This is a genomic window from Sphingomonas ginsenosidimutans, assembly GCF_002374835.1.
Taxonomy (GTDB): domain Bacteria; phylum Pseudomonadota; class Alphaproteobacteria; order Sphingomonadales; family Sphingomonadaceae; genus Sphingomonas; species Sphingomonas ginsenosidimutans.
Genome location: NZ_NWVD01000003.1, coordinates 281,128 through 303,608 on the forward strand (window position 1 = coordinate 281,128; position 22,481 = coordinate 303,608).

Annotated in this window: 25 protein-coding genes and 1 tRNA gene; 15 read left to right on the forward strand and 11 right to left on the reverse strand. The window is 70.8% G+C overall.

Annotated elements, in window-relative coordinates; all coding sequences use genetic code 11:
- Nucleotides 1-44 precede the first annotated feature (44 nt).
- From COA17_RS09720 to COA17_RS09735, 4 genes are read right to left on the reverse strand one after another with little or no spacing between them, the layout of a single operon-like run.
- The gene (locus tag COA17_RS09720; RefSeq protein ID WP_096612021.1) at nucleotides 45-1,787 is read right to left on the reverse strand and encodes a heparinase II/III family protein; all 1,743 of its coding nucleotides are present in this window, start codon (nucleotides 1,785-1,787) and stop codon (nucleotides 45-47) included.
- Nucleotides 1,784-2,446 carry a ribulose-phosphate 3-epimerase gene (gene rpe / locus COA17_RS09725; protein ID WP_066484818.1) on the reverse strand — a complete coding sequence of 221 codons (663 nt, stop codon included), beginning with the start codon at nucleotides 2,444-2,446 and terminating at the stop codon, nucleotides 1,784-1,786. Before rpe ends, COA17_RS09720 begins: the two co-directional genes overlap by 4 nt.
- A gap of 25 nt (nucleotides 2,447-2,471) precedes the next feature.
- A complete protein-coding gene (locus tag COA17_RS09730) occupies nucleotides 2,472-3,746 on the reverse strand; it encodes an RsmB/NOP family class I SAM-dependent RNA methyltransferase (RefSeq protein WP_096612023.1) in 1,275 nt (424 codons plus the stop codon).
- Nucleotide 3,747: 1 nt separating this feature from the next.
- Nucleotides 3,748-4,659 (reverse strand): M48 family metalloprotease, encoded by a 912-nt coding sequence (locus tag COA17_RS09735; protein WP_096612025.1) that lies wholly within the window; start codon nucleotides 4,657-4,659, stop codon nucleotides 3,748-3,750.
- Between the two features lie 66 nt (nucleotides 4,660-4,725).
- Between COA17_RS09735 and COA17_RS09740 the strand changes: the two genes are divergently transcribed.
- The gene (locus COA17_RS09740) at nucleotides 4,726-4,887 is read left to right on the forward strand and encodes a DUF1674 domain-containing protein (RefSeq protein ID WP_096612027.1); all 162 of its coding nucleotides are present in this window, start codon (nucleotides 4,726-4,728) and stop codon (nucleotides 4,885-4,887) included.
- 109 nt (nucleotides 4,888-4,996) lie between these two features.
- On the opposite strand, the gene COA17_RS09745 is transcribed toward COA17_RS09740, so the two are convergent.
- Nucleotides 4,997-5,989, reverse strand: coding sequence for an NAD(P)H-dependent glycerol-3-phosphate dehydrogenase (locus COA17_RS09745; RefSeq protein WP_245857617.1), 993 nt, complete (start codon nucleotides 5,987-5,989; stop codon nucleotides 4,997-4,999).
- Entirely contained in the window at nucleotides 5,986-7,011 is a 1,026-nt protein-coding gene (gene tsaD, locus COA17_RS09750) for a tRNA (adenosine(37)-N6)-threonylcarbamoyltransferase complex transferase subunit TsaD (protein WP_096612029.1), read from the reverse strand. Before tsaD ends, COA17_RS09745 begins: the two co-directional genes overlap by 4 nt.
- Nucleotides 7,012-7,065: 54 nt before the next feature.
- On the opposite strand from tsaD, the gene hemC reads away from it, so the two are divergent.
- The 3 genes from hemC to COA17_RS19370 are packed head-to-tail and all read left to right on the forward strand — an operon-like array spanning nucleotide 7,066 to nucleotide 9,599.
- A complete protein-coding gene (hemC, locus tag COA17_RS09755; protein WP_096612262.1) occupies nucleotides 7,066-7,962 on the forward strand; it encodes a hydroxymethylbilane synthase in 897 nt (298 codons plus the stop codon).
- Nucleotides 7,962-8,627: a uroporphyrinogen-III synthase gene (locus tag COA17_RS09760; RefSeq protein WP_096612031.1), complete on the forward strand. Its 666-nt coding sequence runs from the start codon at nucleotides 7,962-7,964 to the stop codon at nucleotides 8,625-8,627. Before hemC ends, COA17_RS09760 begins: the two co-directional genes overlap by 1 nt.
- A gap of 24 nt (nucleotides 8,628-8,651) precedes the next feature.
- Complete coding sequence (locus tag COA17_RS19370) at nucleotides 8,652-9,599, forward strand: MICOS complex subunit MIC60 (protein WP_096612033.1); 948 nt, start codon at nucleotides 8,652-8,654, stop codon at nucleotides 9,597-9,599.
- Between the two features lie 464 nt (nucleotides 9,600-10,063).
- Here COA17_RS19370 and COA17_RS09770 read toward each other — a convergent pair whose 3' ends face one another.
- A complete protein-coding gene (locus COA17_RS09770; RefSeq protein ID WP_096612035.1) occupies nucleotides 10,064-11,653 on the reverse strand; it encodes a lysine--tRNA ligase in 1,590 nt (529 codons plus the stop codon).
- Nucleotides 11,654-11,705: 52 nt separating this feature from the next.
- On the opposite strand from COA17_RS09770, the gene COA17_RS09775 reads away from it, so the two are divergent.
- Together COA17_RS09775 and COA17_RS09780 are read left to right on the forward strand one after the other, a co-directional pair.
- Entirely contained in the window at nucleotides 11,706-12,257 is a 552-nt protein-coding gene (locus COA17_RS09775) for a sterol desaturase family protein (protein ID WP_082740730.1), read from the forward strand.
- A gap of 25 nt (nucleotides 12,258-12,282) precedes the next feature.
- A complete protein-coding gene (locus COA17_RS09780) occupies nucleotides 12,283-12,609 on the forward strand; it encodes a pilus assembly protein PilZ (RefSeq protein WP_066487525.1) in 327 nt (108 codons plus the stop codon).
- Between the two features lie 120 nt (nucleotides 12,610-12,729).
- On the opposite strand, the gene COA17_RS09785 is transcribed toward COA17_RS09780, so the two are convergent.
- Nucleotides 12,730-13,665, reverse strand: coding sequence for a ribose-phosphate pyrophosphokinase (locus tag COA17_RS09785; RefSeq protein WP_066487524.1), 936 nt, complete (start codon nucleotides 13,663-13,665; stop codon nucleotides 12,730-12,732).
- Nucleotides 13,666-13,749: 84 nt separating this feature from the next.
- Between COA17_RS09785 and COA17_RS09790 the strand changes: the two genes are divergently transcribed.
- Genes COA17_RS09790 through COA17_RS09830 form a run of 9 tightly spaced genes read left to right on the forward strand, consistent with a single transcriptional unit; the run spans nucleotide 13,750 to nucleotide 20,336 of the window.
- Complete coding sequence (locus COA17_RS09790; RefSeq protein ID WP_096612037.1) at nucleotides 13,750-14,277, forward strand: YcxB family protein; 528 nt, start codon at nucleotides 13,750-13,752, stop codon at nucleotides 14,275-14,277.
- A 40-nt stretch (nucleotides 14,278-14,317) separates the two neighbouring features.
- A complete protein-coding gene (gltX, locus tag COA17_RS09795; RefSeq protein ID WP_096612039.1) occupies nucleotides 14,318-15,655 on the forward strand; it encodes a glutamate--tRNA ligase in 1,338 nt (445 codons plus the stop codon).
- A complete protein-coding gene (locus COA17_RS09800) occupies nucleotides 15,652-16,023 on the forward strand; it encodes a hypothetical protein (protein ID WP_231738710.1) in 372 nt (123 codons plus the stop codon). The genes gltX and COA17_RS09800 overlap by 4 nt, the downstream gene beginning before the upstream one ends.
- A 3-nt stretch (nucleotides 16,024-16,026) precedes the next feature.
- Nucleotides 16,027-16,995 (forward strand): bifunctional diaminohydroxyphosphoribosylaminopyrimidine deaminase/5-amino-6-(5-phosphoribosylamino)uracil reductase RibD, encoded by a 969-nt coding sequence (gene ribD, locus COA17_RS09805; RefSeq protein WP_281253311.1) that lies wholly within the window; start codon nucleotides 16,027-16,029, stop codon nucleotides 16,993-16,995.
- An 8-nt stretch (nucleotides 16,996-17,003) separates the two neighbouring features.
- Entirely contained in the window at nucleotides 17,004-17,621 is a 618-nt protein-coding gene (locus tag COA17_RS09810) for a riboflavin synthase (protein ID WP_096612041.1), read from the forward strand.
- A complete protein-coding gene (gene ribB / locus COA17_RS09815) occupies nucleotides 17,611-18,744 on the forward strand; it encodes a 3,4-dihydroxy-2-butanone-4-phosphate synthase (RefSeq protein WP_066487512.1) in 1,134 nt (377 codons plus the stop codon). Before COA17_RS09810 ends, ribB begins: the two co-directional genes overlap by 11 nt.
- Entirely contained in the window at nucleotides 18,744-19,163 is a 420-nt protein-coding gene (ribH, locus tag COA17_RS09820) for a 6,7-dimethyl-8-ribityllumazine synthase (protein ID WP_066487510.1), read from the forward strand. Before ribB ends, ribH begins: the two co-directional genes overlap by 1 nt.
- Before the next feature lie 28 nt (nucleotides 19,164-19,191).
- Nucleotides 19,192-19,641 carry a hypothetical protein gene (locus COA17_RS09825; protein WP_096612043.1) on the forward strand — a complete coding sequence of 150 codons (450 nt, stop codon included), beginning with the start codon at nucleotides 19,192-19,194 and terminating at the stop codon, nucleotides 19,639-19,641.
- Nucleotides 19,638-20,336 (forward strand): HTTM domain-containing protein, encoded by a 699-nt coding sequence (locus COA17_RS09830; RefSeq protein ID WP_096612045.1) that lies wholly within the window; start codon nucleotides 19,638-19,640, stop codon nucleotides 20,334-20,336. The genes COA17_RS09825 and COA17_RS09830 overlap by 4 nt, the downstream gene beginning before the upstream one ends.
- A gap of 7 nt (nucleotides 20,337-20,343) precedes the next feature.
- On the opposite strand, the gene COA17_RS09835 is transcribed toward COA17_RS09830, so the two are convergent.
- The 3 genes from COA17_RS09835 to COA17_RS09845 form a co-directional block, all read right to left on the reverse strand.
- Complete coding sequence (locus COA17_RS09835) at nucleotides 20,344-21,135, reverse strand: DUF72 domain-containing protein (RefSeq protein ID WP_096612047.1); 792 nt, start codon at nucleotides 21,133-21,135, stop codon at nucleotides 20,344-20,346.
- Between the two features lie 44 nt (nucleotides 21,136-21,179).
- Nucleotides 21,180-22,250: an endonuclease/exonuclease/phosphatase family protein gene (locus tag COA17_RS09840; protein WP_096612050.1), complete on the reverse strand. Its 1,071-nt coding sequence runs from the start codon at nucleotides 22,248-22,250 to the stop codon at nucleotides 21,180-21,182.
- Nucleotides 22,251-22,360: 110 nt separating this feature from the next.
- Nucleotides 22,361-22,435 (reverse strand) — tRNA-Gly (locus COA17_RS09845).
- Between the last annotated feature and the right edge of the window lie 46 nt (nucleotides 22,436-22,481).

A 22,481-nucleotide genomic window follows, 5' to 3' on the forward strand; every position in this document is an offset into this window, starting at 1 on the left:
GCGCTGGGGCCGGATCGCTCAAGCCATTAGCGGCCGTGCGCCGCTCAACGCGCTCGCTTCATCACCCAGCTGACATGCGCGCCGCCGGCCTGCGCCTGCCCCTCGATCACCACCTGGCGCGTGGGGACCAGCCGGCCGGCGGGGTCGGTCCAGATGCTGTCTTCCACCACCAGCCGCTCGCCGCGTGCGCGCAGCTGCCAGAACGCGCCCGCCGGGGTGCGCAGCATCGCCGCCTGCCCGTCGGCGGTGGCGACTGCCTCGACCCCGGGGCCCAAGTGGAAGCGCAGCGAGAAGGGCGTCGGCCCGCGCGGCGATCGGCGCGGCCACGCCGGGCCGGTGCGCGGCGCGGGCAGCAGCGAATCCTCGCCGCGCAGCTCGCGCCCGTCGCCGGTCAGTAGCAGCTGGCGACGGTGGTACAGGCCGTGGCGGCGGACATAGCCGTCGTGGCGCGCCTCGATCCGGCTGCCCGCCTCCGATTCCTGGCGTGCCAGCTCCACCTCCGCCACCCCCCGGCCCAGCGTGCCGTCGGGGTGGAGCGCGGTCGAATGCGAATCGGCCAATACCAGCGTGGAATGCGCGGCGGTGGAGCGCAGCCCCAGCGCGACGTCGGGCGAATAGCGCGCGGCGGCCAGCACCGCGCCGCCGCAGCCGACGACCAGCCGCTCCGCCCCGTCCGACAGCTCGAACGCCAGTGTCGATGCCGAACCGCAGCCCGCGACGGGCGTGGCAGGCGGGGGTGCGGCGTCCATCACCAGCACGCATCCGCCCGCGGCCAGACGTTGATAGCCCCAGTCGCGCGACTGGCGCAGCGGGCGGCCGTGCGCACCGCTGGCCATCAGCACGTCGTTGAGGCGCAGCGCATCGACCGGCAACCCGCCCTGCCAGCTCGACAATCCGCCGTCGCCCATCGCGACGCCCAGCAGCGCGGGCGTCATCCGCGACAATATCTGCTGCACGACCAGCGGCAGCGACTGGCGCCGCGCGTCATAGGCGGCGCGCAGCAACCCGATCGTGGCCATCGCGTCGAGCAGCGCGGTCGGCGAGCGGCTGACGATGCCGCCGTCGTCGGTGATCGACGCGTCCAGCGCGCGTGCCAGCCCGACCTCGCCGATCGCCAGCCGCGTTTCCCCGCCGGGGATCAGCAGCCCGGCGACGACCACCCCGGCCCAGGCGATGATCCGCTCGGCGCCCGCGGGGGCCTTGTCCGCGGTGCGATCGAGGTGGCGGGCGGCGCGCGCGATGCCGTTCAGGATGCGTGAGCGGAAGACAAGGTCGGTCGACGACAGCAGCAACGGCGCGTGGAACGACCATTGGATCAGCCGCCGCGCGACCACGTCGGGGCGCCACGCCACGTCGGACACGTGATCGCCATGCGCCGCCAGCCAGCGCGCGGCCAGCGCCTCGGCCGCGGGAACGGTGCGCGCACGGTCGCCGACCGCGTCGAGATCGCGCAGCCATTCGAAGCCGTGGACATGCGCCACGAACGCCGCCCCGCCGGTCAGCCGCGCGATATCCAGATCGGCGAGCGGACGGCGTTCCCCGCCCGCGACCATCCACCCGTCGAGCAGCGCGTGGCCCGCGTCCTCATCGCCCGGCAGCGGATCGACCGGCACGGCCACCAGCCTGACCGGGTGGCGCCCGTCCAGCCGCCGGTCGTGGAGCGGGGTTCGCCACGTCAGCCGTTCCAGATAGTGCGCCAGCCGGTGCGACAGCGACAGCGCGGCATTCGGCTCCACCTTGATGAGCCGTTTGCCCTGTTCGATCCCGTCCGGTGCGTCGTCGGTCATCCGCCGCGCAGCATCCGGATATTGTCGGCATAGCGTTCCGGCCCGCCGCGGAAGGTGGCGGTCCCGGCGACCAGCGCGTCCGCCCCGGCCTCGATCGCGCGGCGGCAGGTCGCGGCGTCGATCCCGCCGTCGACCTCCAGATCGATATCGCGGCCCGACTGATCGATCATCTTGCGGATCGCGGCGATCTTCTTGAGCTGGCTGTCGATGAAATGCTGTCCGCCGAAGCCGGGATTGACGCTCATCACCAGCACCAGGTCGACCATGTCGATCAGGTAATCGAGCATCTTGGCCGGGGTGCCGGGGTTCAGCACCACGCCGGCGCGCTTGCCCAGCCCCTTGATGTGCTGGAGCGAGCGGTGGATGTGCGGCCCCGCCTCCGTGTGGACGGTAATCGTGTCGGCTCCTGCCTCGGCAAAGGCGTCCAGATAGGCGTCGACCGGCGAGATCATCAGGTGGACGTCGAACGGCTTGGCGGTGTGCGGGCGCAGCGCCTTCACCACCGCCGGGCCGATCGTGATGTTGGGGACGAAATGCCCGTCCATCACGTCGATATGGATCCAGTCCGCCCCCGCCGCGTCGATCGCGCGAACTTCCTCGCCCAGGCGGGCGAAATCGGCGGACAGGATCGACGGGGCGATGCGGACGGGCTTGGTCATCCGGCCCCGATAGCGCGCCCGCGCGTCACGTCAAAGCACGACGCCACCGCGCGATGAAGAAGCCGTCGCATCCGCCCGCTTCCTCCAACATCCCCGGCAGCGTCCGTACCCAGCCTTCGGGCGTGGCGGGGATGCCGGCGGGCAGTTCGTCCGCGGTGGCCGGCAGCGGGGAGAAGCCGGGATGCGTGGCCGCGAAGCGCGTCGCCTGATCCTCACCCTCGGTCCGTTCCAGCGAGCAGGTGGCGTAGACGAGCACGCCACCCGGCGCGACCCAGTCGGCGGCGCGATCGAGGATGCGGGCCTGAACGTCGGCCATTTCCGCGATCATCGCGTCATGCGCGCGGTAGAGGACGTCGGGGTGCCGGCGGAAGATGCCGGTCGCGCTGCATGGCGCATCGACCAGCACCGCCGCGGCCGGGGCGGGGGGCTGCCAGTCGAGCACGTCGGCGATCGCAATGTCGAAGGACAGGCGCGTGCGCGCGCGGTTTTCCTCAAGTCGCGCGGCGCGACTTTCCGATGCCTCCACGGCGGTCACGCGCCAGCCAGCGGCGGCCAGTTGCAGCGTCTTGCCGCCCGGCGCGGCGCACAGGTCGAGCGCCGTGCCCGCGCCGCGGCCGATCAGCCGCGCCGGGATCGACGCGGCGATATCCTGCACCCACCAGGCGCCGTCGTCATAGCCGGGCAGGTCGCCGATCGTGCTGCCCGCGTGCACGCGGCGGTGCGCGGGCGCCAGCGACGGCGCGTCGATCCCCTCCCAGGCGGGGTCGGCGAGCGACAGGTCGATCGGCGGCGGTGCGGTGATTGCACGCGCGGCCGCGACGGCGACCTCATCACCCCATGTCACGCGCCAGCGATCTGCGACCGCGGCGGGCAGCGTCGGCACCTCCGGCAATGTCGCGCCGCCGCGCATCAGCGTGCCGAACACACCATGCACCAGCTTGCGCGGGCCGCCGTCGACCAGCGGCAGAACGGTGGAAATCGCGGCGTGCGGCGGCGTGCCCAGTCCCAATACCTGCGCTAGCGCGATGCGCAGCACGAACCGCGCCTTGGCATCGTCGGGCAGCCGGTTGCGCGTCGCCGAATCGATCAGCGCATCCAGATCGGGCAGCCGCCGCAGTGTTTCGGCGGCGATGGCATGCGCCAGCCCGCGGTCGGGGCCGCCGTGCAGCGCGCGTGTCGCCAGCCCCAGCGCCGATTCGAGCGGCTCGCCCCGCCGCAGCACCGCATCGAGCAGGCGCAGCGCGGCGCGGCGCGCGGCCGTGCCCAGCGGCTCGCCCGCGCGGGTCATGTCGCGCGCCATGTCAGGCGAACGGGTCGAGGGCGCTGGCGCGACGGCGGGTGACGGGGACGGAAGCGGCGCGGCGGCCGGTGGGGGGAGCGATCATTCCCATCTCCTGCGCGATTGCGTGCAGCGCGGCAATGCGGTTGCCGGTGTCGGGATGCGTCGCGAACAGGCTGTCGGCGGATCGGCCGGGGACGATATACAGCTGCTGCGCGGCGGGGACGCGCGTGGCGGTGGCACCGGGAATCGCCTCCGCACCGCGTTGCAGCTTGGCCAGCGCGCGGGCGAGCGCATGCGGTTGGCCCGATATCTCCGCGCCCGCGCGGTCGGCGGCATATTCGCGCGTCCGGCTGATCGCCATCTGCACGATCATCGCGGCAAAGGGCGCGACCAGCACCGCCAGCAATCCCGCCCAGCCCGGCCCGCGCCCGCCGCCGTGGCGGAAGAACAGCCCGAAATTGGCCAGCATCGACACCGCGCCCGCGATCGTCGCGACCATCGTCATGATCAGCGTGTCGCGGTTGCGGACATGCCCCAGTTCGTGCGCCATCACCCCGGCCAACTCGTCACGGGTCAGCATCGACAGCAGCCCGGTGGTCGCCGCGACCGCGGCATGGGCCGGGTCGCGCCCGGTCGCGAAGGCATTGGGGGAGGGATCGTCGACGATATAGACACGCGGCATCGGCAGGTTCGCGCGCGCCGCCAGATCGCGCACCAGCCCGACCAGTTCGGGTGCGTCGGCATCGCCCACTTCCTGTGCCCGGTGCATCGACAGGACGATGCGGTCCGCGTTCCAGAAGGTGAACAGGTTCATTCCCGCCGCCACGATCAACGCCAGGATCGCGCCGCCGGAGCCGCCCAGGGTGAAGCCCAGCGCCATGAACAGGGCGGTCAGCGCGGCGAGCAGCATGGTCGTCTTGAAGCCGTTCATGCCGCGTCATATGTGCGGCATTCCCGCACGGTTCAACGCCGCCGCCCCGCCGAAGGACAGCGCATCATGGGCAAGCGCCCCGATCACGTCACCCCGCCCGACTATCTGACGCCCAACACGCCGGTGCCCGAACCCGAACCGATCGAGCGGCCCGACCACGACCCGTTGGGTCGCGACCCGGTGCGGTTCGGCGACTGGGAGCTGAAGGGCATCGCGGTCGATTTCTGACCTGATCGCGCCGCCGCCATCCCAGCGAAAGCTGGGATCTTCCGCTTGGCGGGTGAGCCGTCGTATTCGAGAGAGACCCCAGCTTTCGCTGGGGTGACGGTTATCAGTGCTACTCCCCACGCAATGGCCTGGCCAGCAGCGCGCCGATCACATCGCGGACCGCATCGCCCGCCAGCAATCGGCACACCGCCTCGGTGATCGGCATCTCCACGTCGATCGCGCGCGCCGCATCGCGCAGCACAGGGGCGGTGTGCGCGCCCTCTGCGACGGTGCGGCGGTTTGCCAGCAGCGCCGCCGCCTGTTCGCCCCGACCGATCCCGACGCCGAGCGAGAAATTGCGCGAGGCGGTCGACGAACAGGTCAGCACCAGATCGCCCAGCCCCGACAGGCCGGCGAGCGTTTCCGCACGCGCGCCTTTCGCCAGGCCGAAGCGCGTCATCTCGGCAAAGCCGCGCGCGATCAGCGCGGCGCGTGCATTCTCACCCAGTTCCGCGCCGGCGATCACCCCGCAGGCAATCGCCAGCACGTTCTTCACCGCGCCGCCGATCTCCGCGCCGATCACGTCGTTGCTGGCATAGGGGCGGAAATGCGGTGCCGCGATCCGCGCGGTCAGCGCGCGCCCGGTCGCCTCGTCCGCGGCGGCCAGCGTCACCGCGGTGGGAAGGCCGCGCGCCACCTCCGCGGCGAAGGTCGGCCCGGACAGGACCATGACCGGGGAGGTGGGGTGCACCGCCTGCGCCACCTCGCTCATCAGCAGGTGGGACCCCGCCTCGATCCCCTTGCAGCACAGGATCAGCGGCTGGCCGTGCTGCGGCAGGACGGCGAGCACTGCGCGCATCGCCTGTGCCGGGGTGACGATCAGATTGGCCTCCGCCGTGGCCACATGCGTGAGGTCGCCGGTGGCCCGGATCAGCGGCGACAGCGCGATGCCCGGCAGATAGGCGGCGTTTTCCTGGCGTTCGTTGATCGCCGCGACCAGCGCCGGATCGCGCGCCCATAGCCGCACATGATGCCCGTTGGCGGCGGCGACCTGCGCCAGCGCGGTGCCCCAAGCGCCCGCGCCGATGACGCCGATGCACCCTTTTTCCGCTCTGTCGCTCACGCCTTCACCCCCGCTCCGCGCACCTTCTCCGCGGTGGGATCGAGCGGCCAGCGTGGGCGTGCCGCGACGTCGAGCGGATCGGTCAGCCCGGCGGCGAACCGCTCCGCGCCCGCCCAGGCGATCATCGCGGCATTGTCGGTGCACAGCCACAGCGGCGGCGCGACGAAGCGCAGCCCGTGCTCGTCCGCCAGCGACTTCAGCGCCGCGCGCACCGCGCCATTGGCGGCGACCCCGCCCGCGACGACCAGTGCGGTTGCGCCGCCGGCGATGCGCAGCGCTCGCCGCGTCCGGTCGATCAGGCAATCGACCACCGCCTGCTGGAAACTCGCCGCGACGTCCGCCGCGGCATGGTCGGGCGCGGCGCGCGCCACCGCCGCCTTGAGCCCCGCGAACGAGAAATGCGGCTCCGCCGACCCCTTCAGCGGGCGTGGCAGCGGGACGGCGTTCGCATTGCCGCCAGCGGCGGCGCGTTCCACCGCGGGTCCGCCGGGAAAGCCGAGGCCGAGGATCTTGGCGGTCTTGTCGAACGCTTCCCCCGCGGCATCGTCGATCGTCGTGCCCAGCCGGCGATAGGTGCCGACCCCCTCGACCAGCAGCAGCTGGCAATGCCCGCCCGATACCAGCAGCAGCAGGTACGGGAAATCGAGATCCGGGTCGGCGAGCCGCGGGCTGAGCGCGTGGCCCTCCAGATGGTTGACCGCGACCAGCGGCTTGCCCGCGGCATGCGCCAGCGCCTTGCCGGTGACCAGCCCGACCATCACCCCGCCGATCAGCCCCGGTCCGGCGGTGGCGGCGACCGCATCGACATCCGCCAGCGTCACCCCGGCGTCGGCGAAGGCGGCGTGGATCAGCGGCTCCAGCGCCTCGACATGCGCGCGTGCGGCGATTTCGGGGACCACACCGCCATAGGGGCGATGCGCCGCCTCCTGCCCGGCCAGGCGGTGCGCCAGCACGCGGCGGTCGCCGGTCACCAGCGCGGCGGCGGTTTCGTCGCAGGAGGATTCGAGGCCCAGGATCAGCATCGCCGCTATCTAGGGAGGTTGCAGCCGCTTGTCGAAGGCGGCAAGGCGGTGGCCATGTTCCGGCTCGGCACCCGTGGTTCACCGCTTGCGCTCACCCAGGCAGGGATGGTGCGCGACGCGTTGATGGCGGCGCACGGCTGGGATGATGTCGAGATCGTCGTGATCCGCACCACCGGCGACCGCGTGCAGGATCGCGCGCTGGCGGAGATCGGCGGCAAGGCGCTGTGGACCAAGGAGCTCGACCGCGCGCTGCTGGCGGGCGAGGTCGACGCCTGCGTCCATTCGATGAAGGATGTCGAGACGCTGCGCCCCGATGCGATCGCGATCGCCGCGATGCTGCCGCGCGCCGACGTGCGTGATCGGCTGATCGGCGCGGAGACGATTGCCGCGCTGCCGCAGGGGGCGACTGTCGGCACCAGCAGCCCGCGCCGCGCGGCGCAGGTGCGGCGGCTGCGCCCCGATGTCGTCACCACGCTGTTCCGCGGCAATGTCGACACCCGGCTGGGAAAGCTGGCGGCGGGGGAGGTGGATGCGACGCTGCTCGCCGCGGCGGGGCTGGAGCGGCTGGGGCGGCACGATACCGGCGCGGTCATCGCGCTCGACGTGATGCTGCCCGCCCCGGCGCAGGGGGCGGTCGGGATCGAGACGCTGGCGGACGGCCCCGCCCGCGCACTGGTCGCGGCGATCGACGATGCCGCCACGCATCGCGCGGTGGCGACGGAGCGGGCGTTCCTGGCGGCGCTGCGGGCGGATTGCCACTCGCCGGTGGCGGCGCTGGCGCAGGGGGAGGAAGGCGGCGGGCTGCTGCTGCGGGCGCAGTTGCTGTCGCCCGATGGCGGCTGTTCGGTGGAAGGCAGCGCGCGGGGTGACGATCCGGTCGAGCTGGGCGCGCGGCTGGCGGGGGAGCTGCTGGCCGGAGCGCCGCCGGTCATCCGCGACCTGTTCGGCTGATGCCGCCGCGCCGCGCGCTGGTGCTGCGGCCCGAGCCTGGGGCCACGCGCACCTGCGCCGCGCTGGCCGCCGCGGGGGTGGAAGCGAGCGCGCTGCCGCTGTTCGAAACGCGCGCGGTGGCGTGGACCGCGCCCGATCCGGCGCGATTCGATGCGCTGTTGCTGACCAGTGCGAACGCGCCGCGGCACGCCGGAACCGCGCTCGACACGCTGTCGGTACTGCCGGTGGTGGCGGTGGGGGCGGCGACAGCGGCGGCGGCGAGGGCGGCGGGGCTGCGTATCGCGCATGTCGGGACGGGCAATGCGCGCGATTCCGTCGCCGGGGCGCCGCACTTTTCGCGGCTTTTGCACTTGGCGGGACGCGATCGGATCGACGTGCCGGACGTCACCGCGATTACCGTTTACGCCAGCGAAGCGCGGCCGGAAGCGGCCGATGCGTTGGAAATGGCATCATCGGGAGCGGTCGTGCTGCTCCATTCGGTGCGTGCGGCGACGCATTTTGCGGCCCGGATCGCCCAAAAGCGACGGTCGGGGACGCGAATCGCGGCGCTGAGCGCGGCGGTGGCGGCCGCGGCGGGCGACGGCTGGGGCGCGACGGCGATCGCCCCCGCACCGACCGATGCGGCGCTGGTCGCTACGGCGGTGCGGCTCGCGATTGACCCGTAACGCGCAGCCGGGGATAAGCGGCGCATGACCGACCGTTCCGGCTTCGAGCGCAGCGCCCCGCGGCCACGGTTCGGCCCCGTCCTGACCATCGCGATCATCGGCCTTCTGATCGGGCTGGGGCTGATGGCCTATGCGGTGCGCAACACCCCGGGCTTCTTCCGCACATCGGCGAGCACCCCGGCCGCCGCGGCATCGGGCGCGACGCCGGCCCCGGCGGGCGCGCCGACCGCCGCCGCCGCCGGCGCGCCCGCCACCGCGACGCTGTCGGCCGAGGCGGCGACGCTGGCGCTGCGCGAAAGCGCGCTGGCGGCGCAGCTGGCCAATCTGGAGGCGCGCGCCGCGCGGATCGACAGCGACAGCGCCGCCGCCGCGGGCCGCGCGGGCCGTGCCGAGGCGATCCTGACCGCGTTCGCCGCGCGCCGCGCGATCGAGCGCGGGGTGGGGCTGGGCTATCTGGAGGGGGAATTGCGCGAGCGGTTCGGCCCGACGCTGCCCAATGACGTCAACGCGGTGATCCGGTCGGCACGCGCGCCGGTGACGCTGGAGGACCTGCGCAACAGCCTGAACGCGGCGGCGCCGACGCTGCTGGCGAGCCGCAGCGACTGGTGGAGCGGGCTGGGCGCCGAACTGCGCAACCTGGTGGTGATCCACAAGGCGGGCACGCCCTCCCCGCTGCCGTCGGACCGGCTGGCGCGGGCGCGGCGGATGATCGAGACCGGCAATGTCGAGGGCGCGCTGGCCGAGGTGCAGCGGCTGCCCGGCGCCGCCGGCGCGGGCAGCTGGACCGCCGCGGCGCAACGCTGGATCGACGCGCGCCGCGCGCTCGACACGCTGGAAGCCGCCGCGATCACCGGCGCGATCGCGCCGCCGCGTACCGCGCCGATCGCCGCGGCGCCGCTGCCGGGGGCGGTGCCGTCGCCGGTACCGGAATCGGGCGAGGCGGCACCGGCGGAGAGCGGCGGGCTGTTCTAGAGCGGTTTCCGAGCGGTCGGAAACCGCGCTAGGCGGGGTTGGCTGACGTCGGCCGAAGGTATGAGGTCGCTGCGGCGTCCGTTTCGTCATGCCGGACCCTTCGGCTTCGCTCAGGAGAACCCTGTTCCGGCATCCACTGGTCCGCATCGTCGCAGGCCGCTGATCTGGTGGAACGGTGGACCCCGGAACGTGTCCGGCGTGACGGCCTCCATGAGGCGTGGGGTGCGCGACTCACATGGGCGTGGGGGGCCGCGACCGCTGGACGTCGGTATTGCCCCGGCGGTTTTCGGACTCGCGCAGAGACGCGGAGAGGAACCGTGACGCGCAGCGTCACCCACGTTCATCAAATAGCGACAAAGCCGTGTGCGGGCGGCAGGCGCTCCATCTCTGCGCCTGCGCGAATCCACTTTTTTCCGTTTTCCCGCTGTCCCGACCCCGTCACCCGCCCGGCGCGGGCGACAAACCTATGCCGCCGCGAGCGCCTCGGCGATCAGGGCGCGGGTGTTGGCCACGCCGTAAAGGCGGATGAAGCTGCCCATGCGCGGTCCCTGGCTGGACCCCAGCAGCGTTTCGTACAGCGCCTTGAACCAGTCGCGCAGTTCCGCGAATCCCCCCTCTTCACCAAAACGGCTCTTGCCGATCTCGTAGACGATGTTCTGGATATCCTCTGCGCTCGCCTCCTCGGGCAGCGCGGCGAGTTCGGCGTCGAGCCGCTCCAGCGCCGCCACCTCGACCCCGGCGGGTGCGCGGCGCTTCAGCGTCGGGGCGATATGGTCGCGGTGATAGGCCAGCGCATGGCCGATCAGCCGGTCGAGCTCGGGATAGGCGGCGGGGGTCGCATCGGCGACGTAGTTGGCCAGATAGGCCCACACCTGCTCGCGCGTCGCGCCTTCGCCCATCACCCCGACCAGGTTGAGCAGCAGCCCGAACGTCACCGGCAGCGTGCCGTCGGGCAGCTTCCCGTCATGGACGTGATGGACGGGGTTGCCGAGCTTCTCCTTCACCGCCTGTCCGGCGTAATTGCCGCGGAACTGCCAGTAATCGTCCACCGCGCGCGGGATGACGCCCATGTGCAGCTGCTTGGCCTTCTTCGGCTCGCGATAGATGTAGAAGGCGAGGCTCTCTTCCGGCCCGTAGGTCAGCCATTGTTCGATCGACAGGCCATTGCCCTTCGACTTGGAAATCTTCTCGCCCTTGTCGTCGAGGAACATCTCGTAGTTGAAGCCTTCCGGCGGCCGCCCGCCGAGCACGCGCGCGATCTTCGACGATTGCGTGACCGAATCGATCAGATCCTTGCCCGCCATTTCGTAATCGACGCCCAGCGCGACCCAGCGCATCGCCCAGTCGACCTTCCATTGCAGCTTGCTGAGGCCGCCCAGCGCCGACTGAACGATGCGTTCCCCTTCGTCCTGGAACGCGATCGTGCCCGCTTCGGCATCGACCACCTCGACCGGCACCTGCAGCACCACGCCGCTCTTCGGGCTGACCGGCAGGACCGGCGAATAGGTGGCGCGGCGTTCGGCGCGCAGCGTGGGAAGCATGACGTCCATCACGCCCTGCCAGTGGCGCAGCACGCCGCGGATCGCATCGTCGAAGCGGCCGGAGGCGTAGTAATCGGTGGACGAGGCGAATTCATAGTCGAAGCCGTAGCGGTCGAGGAAGTCGCGCAGCATCGCGTTGTTGTGCGCAGCGAAACTGTCGAACTTGCCGAACGGATCGGGGATGCGCGTCAGCGGCTTGCCGAGGTGTTCGCGCAGCATGTCGCCGTTGGGGACGTTGTCCGGCACCTTGCGCAGCCCGTCCATGTCGTCGCTGAACGCGATCAGCCGGGTCGGCAGGTCGCTGAGCGTGTGGAAGGCGTTGCGCACCATCGTGGTGCGCAGCACTTCGTTGAACGTGCCGATATGCGGCAGGCCGGACGGGCCGTAGCCGGTCTCGAACAGCACCGGCGCGCCGCCGGGCTTTCCATCCGGGTAGCGCTTGAGGAGCTTGCGCGCCTCCTCATAGGGCCAGGCCTTGGATTCGAGAGCGGCGGAGCGGAGTTCGTCGGTCATGATGCACCGCGACGTAGCGGTCGCGCGCCGCGATGGCTATATGCGCGCGATCATGTCCTTCTGGGCCGCGCTTTCCCTGTTCCTCGTCACCGTCGCGCTGATGGAGGGTTTCGCTTATGTCATGCACCGCTGGGTGATGCATGGGCCGGGCTGGTTCCTGCACGAAAGCCATCATCGCGCGCGCCACGGCAACTGGGAGCTGAACGACCTGTATGCAGTGATCTTCGCGGTGCCGTCGATCGTGCTGCTGCTGGGCGGGGTGCAGCTGGGCTGGTGGCCGGGGTTCACGTGGATCGGCGCGGGGATCGCGGCGTACGGCGCGATCTATTTCGGGTTCCACGACGTGATCGTGCATCAGCGGATACCGACCCGCTATTTGCCGAAGTCCGCCTATATGAAGCGGATCGTCCAGGCGCACCGGCTGCACCATGTGGTGGAGACGCGCGAGGGCAATGTCAGCTTCGGCTTCCTGGTGGCGCCGCGGCCGGAGGCGCTGAAGGCCGAGCTGAAGCGGCGTGGGCGCGCGGGCGTGCGGCGTGCCGCGACGGGCCGCGCGGCACCGCCCCCGGCGGCGCCGGCACCCGCGGCGTTTGTGGAAGATTAACCCGACTCTGCCAGTGTGCGGCGCCATGGAACAGGCCGTCCCGCTTCCCATCCCGTCGGACGACGACAATCACCGCCACGCGCTGCGCCGCGCGGTGAAGATGCGCGCGCATCTGCGCGACCGTGGGACGACCCGGTTCGAGATCGAGGTCGTCGATTTGTCGGTCACCGGATTTCGCGCGCAGACCAGCTTCACGATGTGGCCCGGTACGACGGTGTGGCTGACGCTGCCGGGCCTCGCCGCGCTGGAGGCGGTGGTCGCGTGGCGCGACAAGACCAGCTATGGCTGCGCGTTCAGCAAGCCGCTGCATCCGGCGGTGTTCGATCACATCGTGGCGCTGGGGAACCGGTAGGCGCGGCGACGCCGCGCCGTTCGCGTAGCGAGACGATTGCCCGGCCGGTGGGCCGGCCCGCCGGCCGGGCTGCCGCTTGCGCGATGCGCACCGCCACCGCTCGCGCGGTGGCTAGCGGCATCAATCAAACAAGCTGCTCACGCTCGATTCGTCGGCGATGCGGCGCACCGCCTCGGCCAGCAGGGGCGCGATCGTCAGGTGGCGGATCTTCTGCGCGCCGGCGATTGCTTCCTGGTTGCCGATCGAATCGGTGATGACCAGTTCGTGCAGCGCCGACCCCTCGACCCGCGCCACCGCGCCGCCCGACAGCACGCCGTGGGTGACATAGGCGACGACGTCCTCCGCGCCGGCTTCCTTCAGTGCGGCGGCGGCGTTGCACAACGTGCCGGCCGAATCGACGATATCGTCGATCAGGATGCAGAACCGCCCCTCGACGTCGCCGATGATGTTCATCACTTCCGATTCGCCGGCGCGCTCGCGGCGCTTGTCGACGATCGCGAGCGGGGCGTTGTCCAGCCGCTTCGACAAAGCGCGCGCACGCACCACGCCGCCGACGTCGGGGGAGACGACCATCAGGTTCTTCTCGCCGAAGCGCGAGCGGATGTCCGCGCTCATCACCGGCGCGGCGAAGAGGTTGTCGGTGGGAATGTCGAAGAAGCCCTGGATCTGCCCGGCGTGCAGATCGACCGACAGCACCCGGTCGGCGCCGGCGGTGGTGATGAGGTTGGCGACCAGCTTGGCGGAGATGGGGGTGCGCGGGCCGGGCTTCCGATCCTGCCGGGCATAGCCGAAATAGGGCAGCACCGCGGTGATCCGCTTGGCCGACGCGCGCTTCAGCGCGTCGATGATGATCAGCAATTCCATCAGGTTGTCGTTGGCGGGATAGCTGGTCGACTGGATGACGAACACGTCCTCGCCGCGGACGTTCTCCATGATCTCGACGAAGATCTCCTCGTCCGCGAACCGCCGCACCAGCGCCTCGGTCAGCGGGATTTCGAGATAGTTCGCGATCGCGCGAGACAGAGGGAGGTTGGAATTGCCCGCCAGTAGCTTCATGGGTCGCCCGTCCATGATGGATGTAAGATGCGCGCGCCATAGAGGGCGCCGGGCGTTTGTGAAAGCCATGTGACGCAACGGAGCATGATGATGATCGAGGTCGCCTTCACGCCGACGCCGGACGATTACGTCGCGGTCCAGCGTGCGATGTTCGCGCGCCAGCTGCGGTCGCGCCGGGTGACCATCCGTCTGGCGTTGCTGGTGGCGGCGGCGATCGCGGTCGTGGTGCTCGTCACGCTGCCGGCGGGCGTGGGCGTCGCGCTCCGTGCGGCGACGGGCGGGCTTGGCGGCGGATTGATCGGGGTGGCGGTGCTGCTGGCCATCACCTGGTGGCTGCTGCCGCGGCGGTCGCGCCGGCTGTTCGCGCAGCAGCGCACGCTGCACCACGAACATCGCACGACCTTCGACGCGGAGGGGATGCGGCAGGTCAGCGTGCGCGCGGACGTGCAGATCCCATGGAGCGACTTTCCCTATTGGCATCTGGGGCGCGATGTCCTGCTGCTCTACAGCAACGACTATCTGGCGTATTTCGTCCCGCGGCGCGCCTTTGCCGGGGACCAGCTCGAGGCGACGGTCGCGCTGATCGCGGCGGCGGGCGTCGAGCGGCGCTGACGCGGTTGCCGCGCCGCCGGGCGCTACCTACACGGGCGGGATGATCGTCACCCGTTTCGCGCCGTCGCCGACCGGCACCCTGCACGTCGGCAATATCCGCACCGCGCTGCACAACTGGATGTTCGCGCGCGCGCACGGCGGACGCTTCCTGCTGCGGATCGACGATACCGACGCGCAGCGCAGCGAGGAGCGGTTCGTCGACGCGATCCGTGCCGACCTGGCGTGGCTGGGGCTGGTGCCCGATGCCGAGGAGCGCCAGTCGGCGCGCGTCGCGCGGTACGAGACGGTGTTTGAGGAGCTGCGCGCCGCGGGCCATATCTATCCCGCCTACGAAACCGCGCAGGAACTGGACCTGAAGCGCAAGATCGCGCGCGGGCGCGGGTTGCCGCCGGTGTACGACCGCGCGGCGCTCTCGCTCACCGACGACGAGCGCGCGCGGCTGGAGGGGGACGGCGTGCGTCCGCACTGGCGGTTCCGGCTGGACCATGACGCGCCGATCGCATGGGACGACCTGATCCGCGGGCCGCAGTCGTTCGATCCGCGCACGATGAGCGATCCCGTCATCCGCCGCGCCGACGGATCGTGGCTGTACATGCTGCCTAGCGCGATCGACGACCGCGACATGGGCGTGACGCATGTCGTGCGCGGCGAGGATCACGTCACCAACACCGCGCTGCAATTGCAGATGTTCGCGGCGATGGGCGCGGCCCCCCCGGCGTTCGCGCACGAGGCGCTGCTGACCGGGGCGGAGGGCAAATTGTCCAAGCGGCTGGGCAGCCTGGGCGTCGAGGCGCTGCGCGCGGAGGGCGTCGAGCCGGCCGCGATCGTGTCGCTGCTGGCGCGGCTGGGCACCAGCCAGCCGGTCGAGCCGCTGGCCGATCCCGCCCCGCTGGTGGCCGCGTTCGACTTCGCGCAGTTCGGCCGCGCGCCGGCGCGCTTCGACGAGCGCGAGCTGGCGCAGGTCAATGCGCGGATCGTCCATCAGCTGACTTTCGAGGCGGTCGCCGATCGCCTGCCGCCGGGGATGGACGCCGCGGCCTGGGAGGCGGTGCGCCCCAATCTGTCGACGGTTGCCGAGGCGGCGGACTGGTGGGCGGTGGTCGAAGGGCCGGTAGCTGCGCCAGCGCCCGACGCGGACGATGCCGCCTACCTGCAAAAGGCCGCTGCCGTCGCGCGCACGATCGACTGGGGCGCGGACCCGTGGCACGCGCTGACTGCCGCGCTGAAGGAGGCGACCGGGCGCAAGGGCAAGCCGCTGTTCCTGCCGCTGCGCCGAGCGCTGACCGGGCGCGACCACGGCCCGGACATGGCCGCGCTGCTGCCGCTGATCGGGCGCGCGCGCGCGGTCGCGCGGCTGGACTCGAACACGGGCGCGTGAACGCCTATATCGCCGTGATGCCCACGTTCCTCGCCCGTCTGTCGCCAACCAATGCGTACCGCGACCTGCGCTTCTTCCTGCGCACGCGCGAGCGGTACGAGTGGAGCTTCTTCGCGCTGTCGATCACGATCACCGCGCTGATCATCTGGGCGTTCTTCGTCGATTCGCACTTCGAGAAGGCGTACAAGCCCAACATCATCTATTTCCAGCAATGGACGCTGGACCGCACCGATGAGCAGATCATCGCGCAGCAGAAGATCGACGAGGCCAAGCGCGTCATCGCCGAGCGCGAGCAGAAGGCGCGCGAGGAAAAGCTGCGGCAGGGGTTCAAGCGGCTGGACGAGAAGCTCGACGCGCTGGGCATATGACCCTTGGCTGACGATGCGCGCTGGATGGCGGCGGCGCTGGCGCTGGCGGAGCGGACGCGCGGGCGCACCGCGCCCAACCCTAATGTCGGATGTATCATCGTCGATGTGCACGGCCGCGTCGCCGGGCGCGGGTGGACGCAGCCGGGCGGGCGCCCGCATGCCGAGGCCGCCGCGCTGGCGCAGGCCGGCGCGCGTGCGCGCGGCGCGACCGCCTATGTCACGCTGGAGCCGTGCGCGCACGTTTCGCCACGCGGGCCGGCGTGCAGCGACCTGTTGGTCGCCGCCGGGGTGGCGCGCGTCGTCGTGGCGTTGCGCGATCCCGATCCGCGCACCGACGGGCAGGGGATGGCGCGGCTGCGCGCCGCCGGGATCGACGTGGCGACCGGCGTCGGCGACGATGCCGCGCGGCGCGGCATGGCCGGTTTCCTGACGCGGCGGCGCGCGGCGCGCCCGCTGGTCACGCTGAAACTGGCGCTGTCGCTGGACGGCGCGGCGGCGATGGCGGACGGGCGCAGCCAGTGGATCAGCGGGCCGGAGGCGCGCGCGCATGCGCATCTGGAACGCAGCCGGCACGAAGCGATCCTGGTCGGCCGCGGCACATGGGAGGCCGATCGCCCGCGGCTGGACGTGCGATTGCCGGGGCTGGAGGCGCGATCGCCGGTGCGCGTCGTGCTGTCGTCGCGCCGCGACGGGATGCCCGGTGACGTGGTGCGGATCGCCGCCCCGCACGCGATCGCGACGTTGCCGGGCGACCATGTGCTGATCGAGGGCGGGATGGCGACCGCCGCGGCGTTCCTGCGCGCCGGGCTGGTCGACCGGCTGCTGCTGTATCGCGCGCCGATCGTGATCGGCGGCGGGCGGACGCTGGCCGATATCGGACTGGCCGATCTGGGACAGGCGCACGGGCGCTGGCGATTGCACGACGCGCGCCAGCTTGGCAGCGACCGGATCGAGGTCTACGGGGCGGGTTGAGAGGGTTTATGTTCACGGGCATCGTCACCGACATCGGCACCATCCGCGACGTGGAGCGGCGCGGCGACACGCGCGTCGTGATCGACACCGCCTATGACACGGCGACCATCGACATGGGCGCGTCGATCGCCTGTTCGGGCGTGTGCCTGACGGTGGTGGACAAGGGGCCGGGCTGGTTTGCGGTCGACGTGTCGGGCGAAACGATCGCGCGCACCGCGCAGGGGCAGTGGACGCAGGGGCGCCGGCTGAACCTGGAACGTGCGATGAAGCTGGGCGACGAACTGGGCGGGCATATCGTCACGGGCCACGTCGACGGCGTGGCCGAGGTGACCGATGTTGCCCCCGAGGGCGATTCGAAGCGCATCGGCTTTCGCGTCACCCCCGATCTGGCGCCGTTCCTGGCGGCCAAGGGATCGGTGACGGTCGACGGCGTGTCGCTGACCGTCAACGAGGTGCGCGACGAACGTGCGGATGAGGGCGGATCGACGCATTTCGCGATCAACCTGATCCCGCATACGCAAGCGGTGACGACGCTGGGCGGGCTGGAGGCCGGCACCGCCGTCAACATCGAGATCGACGTGCTGGCGCGTTACCTGCAACGGATGGAGCATTATCGTGGTCGCTAAGCCCGCGGAACTGGCGCGCCTGCGCCACGGATACCTTTCCTCGCCCGAGGAGATCATCGAGGAAGCGCGCAACGGGCGCATGTTCATCCTGGTCGATGACGAGGATCGGGAGAACGAGGGCGACTTGGTGATCCCGGCGCAGATGGCGACGCCGGAGAAGATCAATTTCATGGCGCGCCACGGCCGCGGGCTGATCTGCCTGGCTATGACCAAGGGGCGCATCGACGCGCTGGGCCTGCCGTTGATGAGCCGCAACAACGGCACCCGGCACGAAACCGCTTTCACCGTCTCGATCGAGGCGCGCGAGGGCGTCACCACGGGCATTTCCGCCGCCGACCGCGCGCGCACTGTCGCGGTGGCGATCGATTCGACCAAGGACAAGGCCGACATCGTGACGCCGGGCCATGTCTTCCCGCTGGTCGCGCGCGACGGCGGCGTGCTGGTGCGCGCGGGCCATACCGAGGCGGCGGTGGACGTGTCGCGGCTGGCCGGCCTCAACCCCTCGGGCGTGATCTGCGAGATCATGAACGAGGACGGGACGATGGCGCGGCTGGACGACCTGGTGTCTTTCGCGCAGCTCCATTCGCTCAAGATCGGGACGATCCGCGACCTGATCGCCTATCGCCGCCGCCACGACCATCTGGTCGAGCTGGTGTCCGAGGCGCCGTTCAAGAGCCGCTGGGGCGGGGACTGGACCGTCCGCGCCTATCGCAACAAGGCGACCGGCACCGAACAGATCGCGCTGGTGAAGGGCCGCATCGACCCGGCGCGCCCCACGTTGGTGCGGATGCACGCGCTGTCGCCGTTCGCCGACATGTTCGGCGAGGACAGCGAGCGAAGCAACATCCTGTCGCGGTCGATGGAGATCATCGCGGGCGAGGGCGCGGGCGTGATCGTCGTGGTCAACCGCCAGCGCGAGGATGCCTTCACCACCGCGGTGCGGCGCAAGGCGGGCGAGCCGATCGACCTGCCGATGGAGGAATTGCGCGACTATGGCGTCGGCGCGATGATCCTGGCCGAACTGGGCGTGCACGACATGGTGCTGCTGACCAACACGCATCACACGCTGGTGGGTCTCGACGGCTATGGCCTGTCGATCGTCGGCGAAAGGGAAATCGACTGATGGCCAATGTGCTGATCGTGGAAGCGCGCTTCTACGACCATTTGAACGACATGTTGGTGGCGGGCGCGAAGGCCGCGATCGCGGGCGCGGGCCATAACGCCGAGGTGCTGACCGTGCCCGGCGCGCTGGAGGTGCCCGGCGCGATCGCGCTGGCCGCCGAAAGCGGGCGGTGGGACGCCTTCGTCGCGCTGGGCGTGGTGATCCGCGGCGAAACCTATCATTTCGAGATCGTCGCCAACGAAAGCGCGCGCGGCATCATGGCGCTGACCATGGACGGCATCGCGATCGGCAACGGCATCCTGACCACCGAGGACGAGGCGCAGGCGATCGCGCGCGCCGATCCGGCGCAGCTCGACAAGGGCGGCGGCGCGGCGAAGGCGGCGCTGGCGATGCTGGACCTGAAAGACCGGCTGGGCTGACGCGGTAGCGGCGGGAGGGGCGGCGCGGATGTTCCCGTTCGCCGGATTGCGCCTGTTGCTGCCGGCGATCGTCCCGTCGTGGCGGTTCTTTGACACGGTCGCGGCCAGCCCGCGCGTCGATTATGCGCTACTCGCCGATGCCGATGACGAGGCGCAGTGGCAGGCGTTCCGGCCGCGCCCGGCGGTGCTGACCGTCGGCGCGATGCTGCGGCGGCTGGTGTGGAATGCGCAGTGGAACGAGGATCTGTTCCTGGTCAGCCTGGCCGAGCGGCTGATCCACGACCCTGACGCGGCGACGCGCGCGCATAGCGAGCGGGAACTGGTGATGCGCGTCGCGCGCCATCTGTCGCGGCAGGGCGCGGGCGCGCCGCTGGCACAGATCCGCATCCGGCTGATCGCGCGCGGCGAGGACGGCGAACGGCTGGGCGAGCAGGTGGTGTATTGCACCGATCCGTTCGCGATTGCGGATGGCGCATGACGCTGGACGGCGCGATCGCGGCGAGCACCGCCATGATGGCGGCGGCGTTCGTCCAGCAGAGCGCCGAGCATCTGCGCCCCGCCGCGCGCGCCGCGGAACGGCGGCTGTTCGCGGTGCGGATCGCGCTGTCCGCCGCGCTGCTGGCGGGGGTGCCGCTGGCCCCCGTAGCGGTGCCGGCGTTGCTGGCGGGGCTGATGCTGCTGCACCTTGCCATCCTGCCGTTCTTCAACGGGCCGTATAACGGCGGCGCGGACCGGATGAGCCTGTTGCTGCTGGTATGCCTGACGCTGGCATGGTGGCTGCCCGCGGCGCGCGAGCCGGCGTTCGGCTATCTGGCGATGCAATTGCTGCTCAGCTACGCGATTGCCGGCTGGGTAAAGCTGGTGAACCCTGCGTGGCGGCGGGGCCGCGCGCTGCGCGACGTGTTCGCGCTTTCAGCCTATCCGGTGGGGGAGAATGTGCGTGCGCTGGCGGGGCGGCCGCGGCTGCTGCTGGTCGCCGGCTGGGGGGTGATCCTGTTCGAACTGGCGTTGCCGCTCGCCTTCCTGTCGCGCCCGGCGCTGATCGCGGCGCTGGCGGTGGCGGCGCTGTTCCACTTCGCCAACGCCTGCCTGTTCGGGCTGAACCGCTTCTTCTGGATCTGGATCGCGGCCTATCCGTCGATCCTGTGGCTCAACGAACGGGTCATGGGTTGAACGAGGATCACGGTATCCGCTCGATCAGCGCCATCGCGCCATGCGGCGCACGCACCTTCGCACCGTTGATGAAGAAGACGAAGGCGTCGCGCGGGCGCACCGGCGCGGGATCGGCGACATAGGGCAGCCCCGCAGGGCTTTCCCCGGCCGCCCAGCCACGCGCGACCTGCGCCCAGCGATCGAGCGCATCGGGGGCGTAGCCGGCGGGCTCCTCCTCGCGCGCATTCTCCAGCCGCGCATAGGTGAAGTCGCCCGACACGTCGGCGAGTGCGGGATGGTCCGCCGAATCGGCGAAGACGATCGCCACCCCGGCGGCGCGGCACAGGGCGACGAATTCCGGCACCAGGAAACTGCCATGCCGCACCTGGATCGCATGGCGCAGCCGCACCCCGCCCTCGGCAGCGGGCAGCAGCGCCAGGAAGGCGGCGATATCGTCGGCGTCGAACGCCTTGGTCGCGGGCAATTGCCACAGGATCGGCCCCAGCTTGTCGCCCAGCTCGACGATCCCCTGCCCGACGAAGCGCGCGACCGATTCGCCCGCCTCGCCCAGCCGCTTGCGCGACACGCAATAGCGCGACGCCTTCAGCGCGAAGACGAAGCCGTCGGGCGCCGTATCGCGCCACCCGGCGAAGGTCGCCGGCTTGAACGAGGAATAGAAGGTGCCGTTGACCTCGATCGCGGTGACGTGGCGGCTGGCATATTCCAGCTCGCGCTTCTGCGGCCATTTCGGCGGGTAGAAGCTGTCGCGCCACGGCTCATAGGTCCAGCCGCCGATGCCGATTCGGATGGGGGAGGTCATGCCGCGACGATAGGGCAGCAAACGCGCCGCGGCAAAGCGGCCCGTTACGGATCGAGGCGGCTGAGGTCGGTCAGGTAATCCTCCGCGAAATCGACCTTGAACGCCGACCACAGCACCAGATGGTCGGACATCTGATAGGTCTTCCACTCCTTGTACTTCGGCAGCTTGCCCGACTTGGTCGGCGTCATCTCGGGCGTGTAGAGCGCCTCGTCCTCGGCGCGGAACACCGCTTCGTAGAAATCGAACACGCCGCCGCGCGGCGTCTCGTCGAAGCGCTTGCCGCGCCACACCGCGATCTGATCGTAGAATTTGTCCTTGCCCATGTTGCTGCCCTTGCGGTCGGTCAGCACCTTGGGAACGACGAAGCCGGCGTCGGTGATCGCCTTCAGCGTCGCATCCTTGGGGTCGAAGATGTTGAAGTCGCCCAGCAGGATCAGCGTATCCGGTTCGGGCGGGCGCACCGCGACCGCCGCGCCCTGACCGGCGGGCGGCTGCGCGGCCTTTTTCGCGCGTTTCGCCAGGAAGTCGGCGAGATGACGGATCTCCGCGAGGCGGCGCGCGTCGAGCGGCTGGCTTTCGCCGTAATAGATGTGGACGGTGCACAGGTCGATCTTCGCCCAGCCCGCGCGGAAGCCGCAGACGAACGGCGTGCGCGCGAACTGCAGCACCTCGGTATCGACCTTCGACGGCGGCAGGACGATCTCGCCCGCCAGCCCGCCGAACGTGACCTTCCGGCTGTCGTAGAGGAACGCCATCCGCTCGCCATTTCCCCCCAGCGCGCGGTCGGTGACGTCGGTGACGACATATTTCCACCAGCTGCCCAGCAGCCCCTGTACCCGTTCCAGCGCGGACAGATCCTCGCGCACTTCCTGGATCGCGATCAGATCGAAATGGCTGAGGATTTCGGCGATATAATAGGAAGCGTCGGTCAGCCGGCCGCCATATTTGCGGCTGTCGAACTCGCGGATGTTCCAGCTGGCGATCAGCACGTCGCCCGCCAGCGTGCGCGGCGGCACCCCCTGGGCGACGATTGCCTGGCGCAACCGCAGCAGCCCCGCGGCGATCCGCGCCCGTGTAGCCGGCGTTTCCCGCCGCAAGCTGGCATAATAGGGCATCGCGCACCTCCCCCCGATCGGACCTGAGCGCGGATGCTAATGGGCGATCGCGGCGGTGAGAAGCCCGCGTGGCCCGAAGGCGAACATCCCGTCGATGTCGGAAAAGTCGCTGGAGCGGGCGAAGGGATTCGAACCCTCGACCCCAACCTTGGCAAGGTTGTGCTCTACCCCTGAGCTACGCCCGCTCTGGCGCCGTGGGCCGAAAGCGGACGCTTCGGCCGGGTGAGGCGG

Excerpts from the sequence above, each read along its gene's own strand:
- COA17_RS09780 (WP_066487525.1), top strand. The coding sequence starts at position 12,283 with ATGGAACAGGCCGTCCCGCTTCCCATCCCGTCGGACGACGACAATCAC.
- COA17_RS19370 (WP_096612033.1), top strand. The coding sequence starts at position 8,652 with ATGACCGACCGTTCCGGCTTCGAGCGCAGCGCCCCGCGGCCACGGTTC.
- COA17_RS09740 (WP_096612027.1), top strand. The coding sequence starts at position 4,726 with ATGGGCAAGCGCCCCGATCACGTCACCCCGCCCGACTATCTGACGCCC.
- COA17_RS09735 (WP_096612025.1), bottom strand. The coding sequence starts at position 4,659 with ATGAACGGCTTCAAGACGACCATGCTGCTCGCCGCGCTGACCGCCCTG.
- COA17_RS09785 (WP_066487524.1), bottom strand. The coding sequence starts at position 13,665 with ATGAAGCTACTGGCGGGCAATTCCAACCTCCCTCTGTCTCGCGCGATC.
- COA17_RS09810 (WP_096612041.1), top strand. The coding sequence starts at position 17,004 with ATGTTCACGGGCATCGTCACCGACATCGGCACCATCCGCGACGTGGAG.
- COA17_RS09790 (WP_096612037.1), top strand. The coding sequence starts at position 13,750 with ATGATGATGATCGAGGTCGCCTTCACGCCGACGCCGGACGATTACGTC.
- COA17_RS09720 (WP_096612021.1), bottom strand. The coding sequence starts at position 1,787 with ATGACCGACGACGCACCGGACGGGATCGAACAGGGCAAACGGCTCATC.
- COA17_RS09840 (WP_096612050.1), bottom strand. The coding sequence starts at position 22,250 with ATGCCCTATTATGCCAGCTTGCGGCGGGAAACGCCGGCTACACGGGCG.
- COA17_RS09760 (WP_096612031.1), top strand. The coding sequence starts at position 7,962 with ATGCCGCCGCGCCGCGCGCTGGTGCTGCGGCCCGAGCCTGGGGCCACG.
- COA17_RS09830 (WP_096612045.1), top strand. The coding sequence starts at position 19,638 with ATGACGCTGGACGGCGCGATCGCGGCGAGCACCGCCATGATGGCGGCG.
- ribH (WP_066487510.1), top strand. The coding sequence starts at position 18,744 with ATGGCCAATGTGCTGATCGTGGAAGCGCGCTTCTACGACCATTTGAAC.
- COA17_RS09770 (WP_096612035.1), bottom strand. The coding sequence starts at position 11,653 with ATGACCGACGAACTCCGCTCCGCCGCTCTCGAATCCAAGGCCTGGCCC.
- COA17_RS09730 (WP_096612023.1), bottom strand. The coding sequence starts at position 3,746 with ATGGCGCGCGACATGACCCGCGCGGGCGAGCCGCTGGGCACGGCCGCG.
- rpe (WP_066484818.1), bottom strand. The coding sequence starts at position 2,446 with ATGACCAAGCCCGTCCGCATCGCCCCGTCGATCCTGTCCGCCGATTTC.
- COA17_RS09775 (WP_082740730.1), top strand. The coding sequence starts at position 11,706 with ATGTCCTTCTGGGCCGCGCTTTCCCTGTTCCTCGTCACCGTCGCGCTG.
- tsaD (WP_096612029.1), bottom strand. The coding sequence starts at position 7,011 with ATGCTGATCCTGGGCCTCGAATCCTCCTGCGACGAAACCGCCGCCGCG.
- hemC (WP_096612262.1), top strand. The coding sequence starts at position 7,066 with ATGTTCCGGCTCGGCACCCGTGGTTCACCGCTTGCGCTCACCCAGGCA.
- COA17_RS09825 (WP_096612043.1), top strand. The coding sequence starts at position 19,192 with ATGTTCCCGTTCGCCGGATTGCGCCTGTTGCTGCCGGCGATCGTCCCG.
- gltX (WP_096612039.1), top strand. The coding sequence starts at position 14,318 with ATGATCGTCACCCGTTTCGCGCCGTCGCCGACCGGCACCCTGCACGTC.
- COA17_RS09835 (WP_096612047.1), bottom strand. The coding sequence starts at position 21,135 with ATGACCTCCCCCATCCGAATCGGCATCGGCGGCTGGACCTATGAGCCG.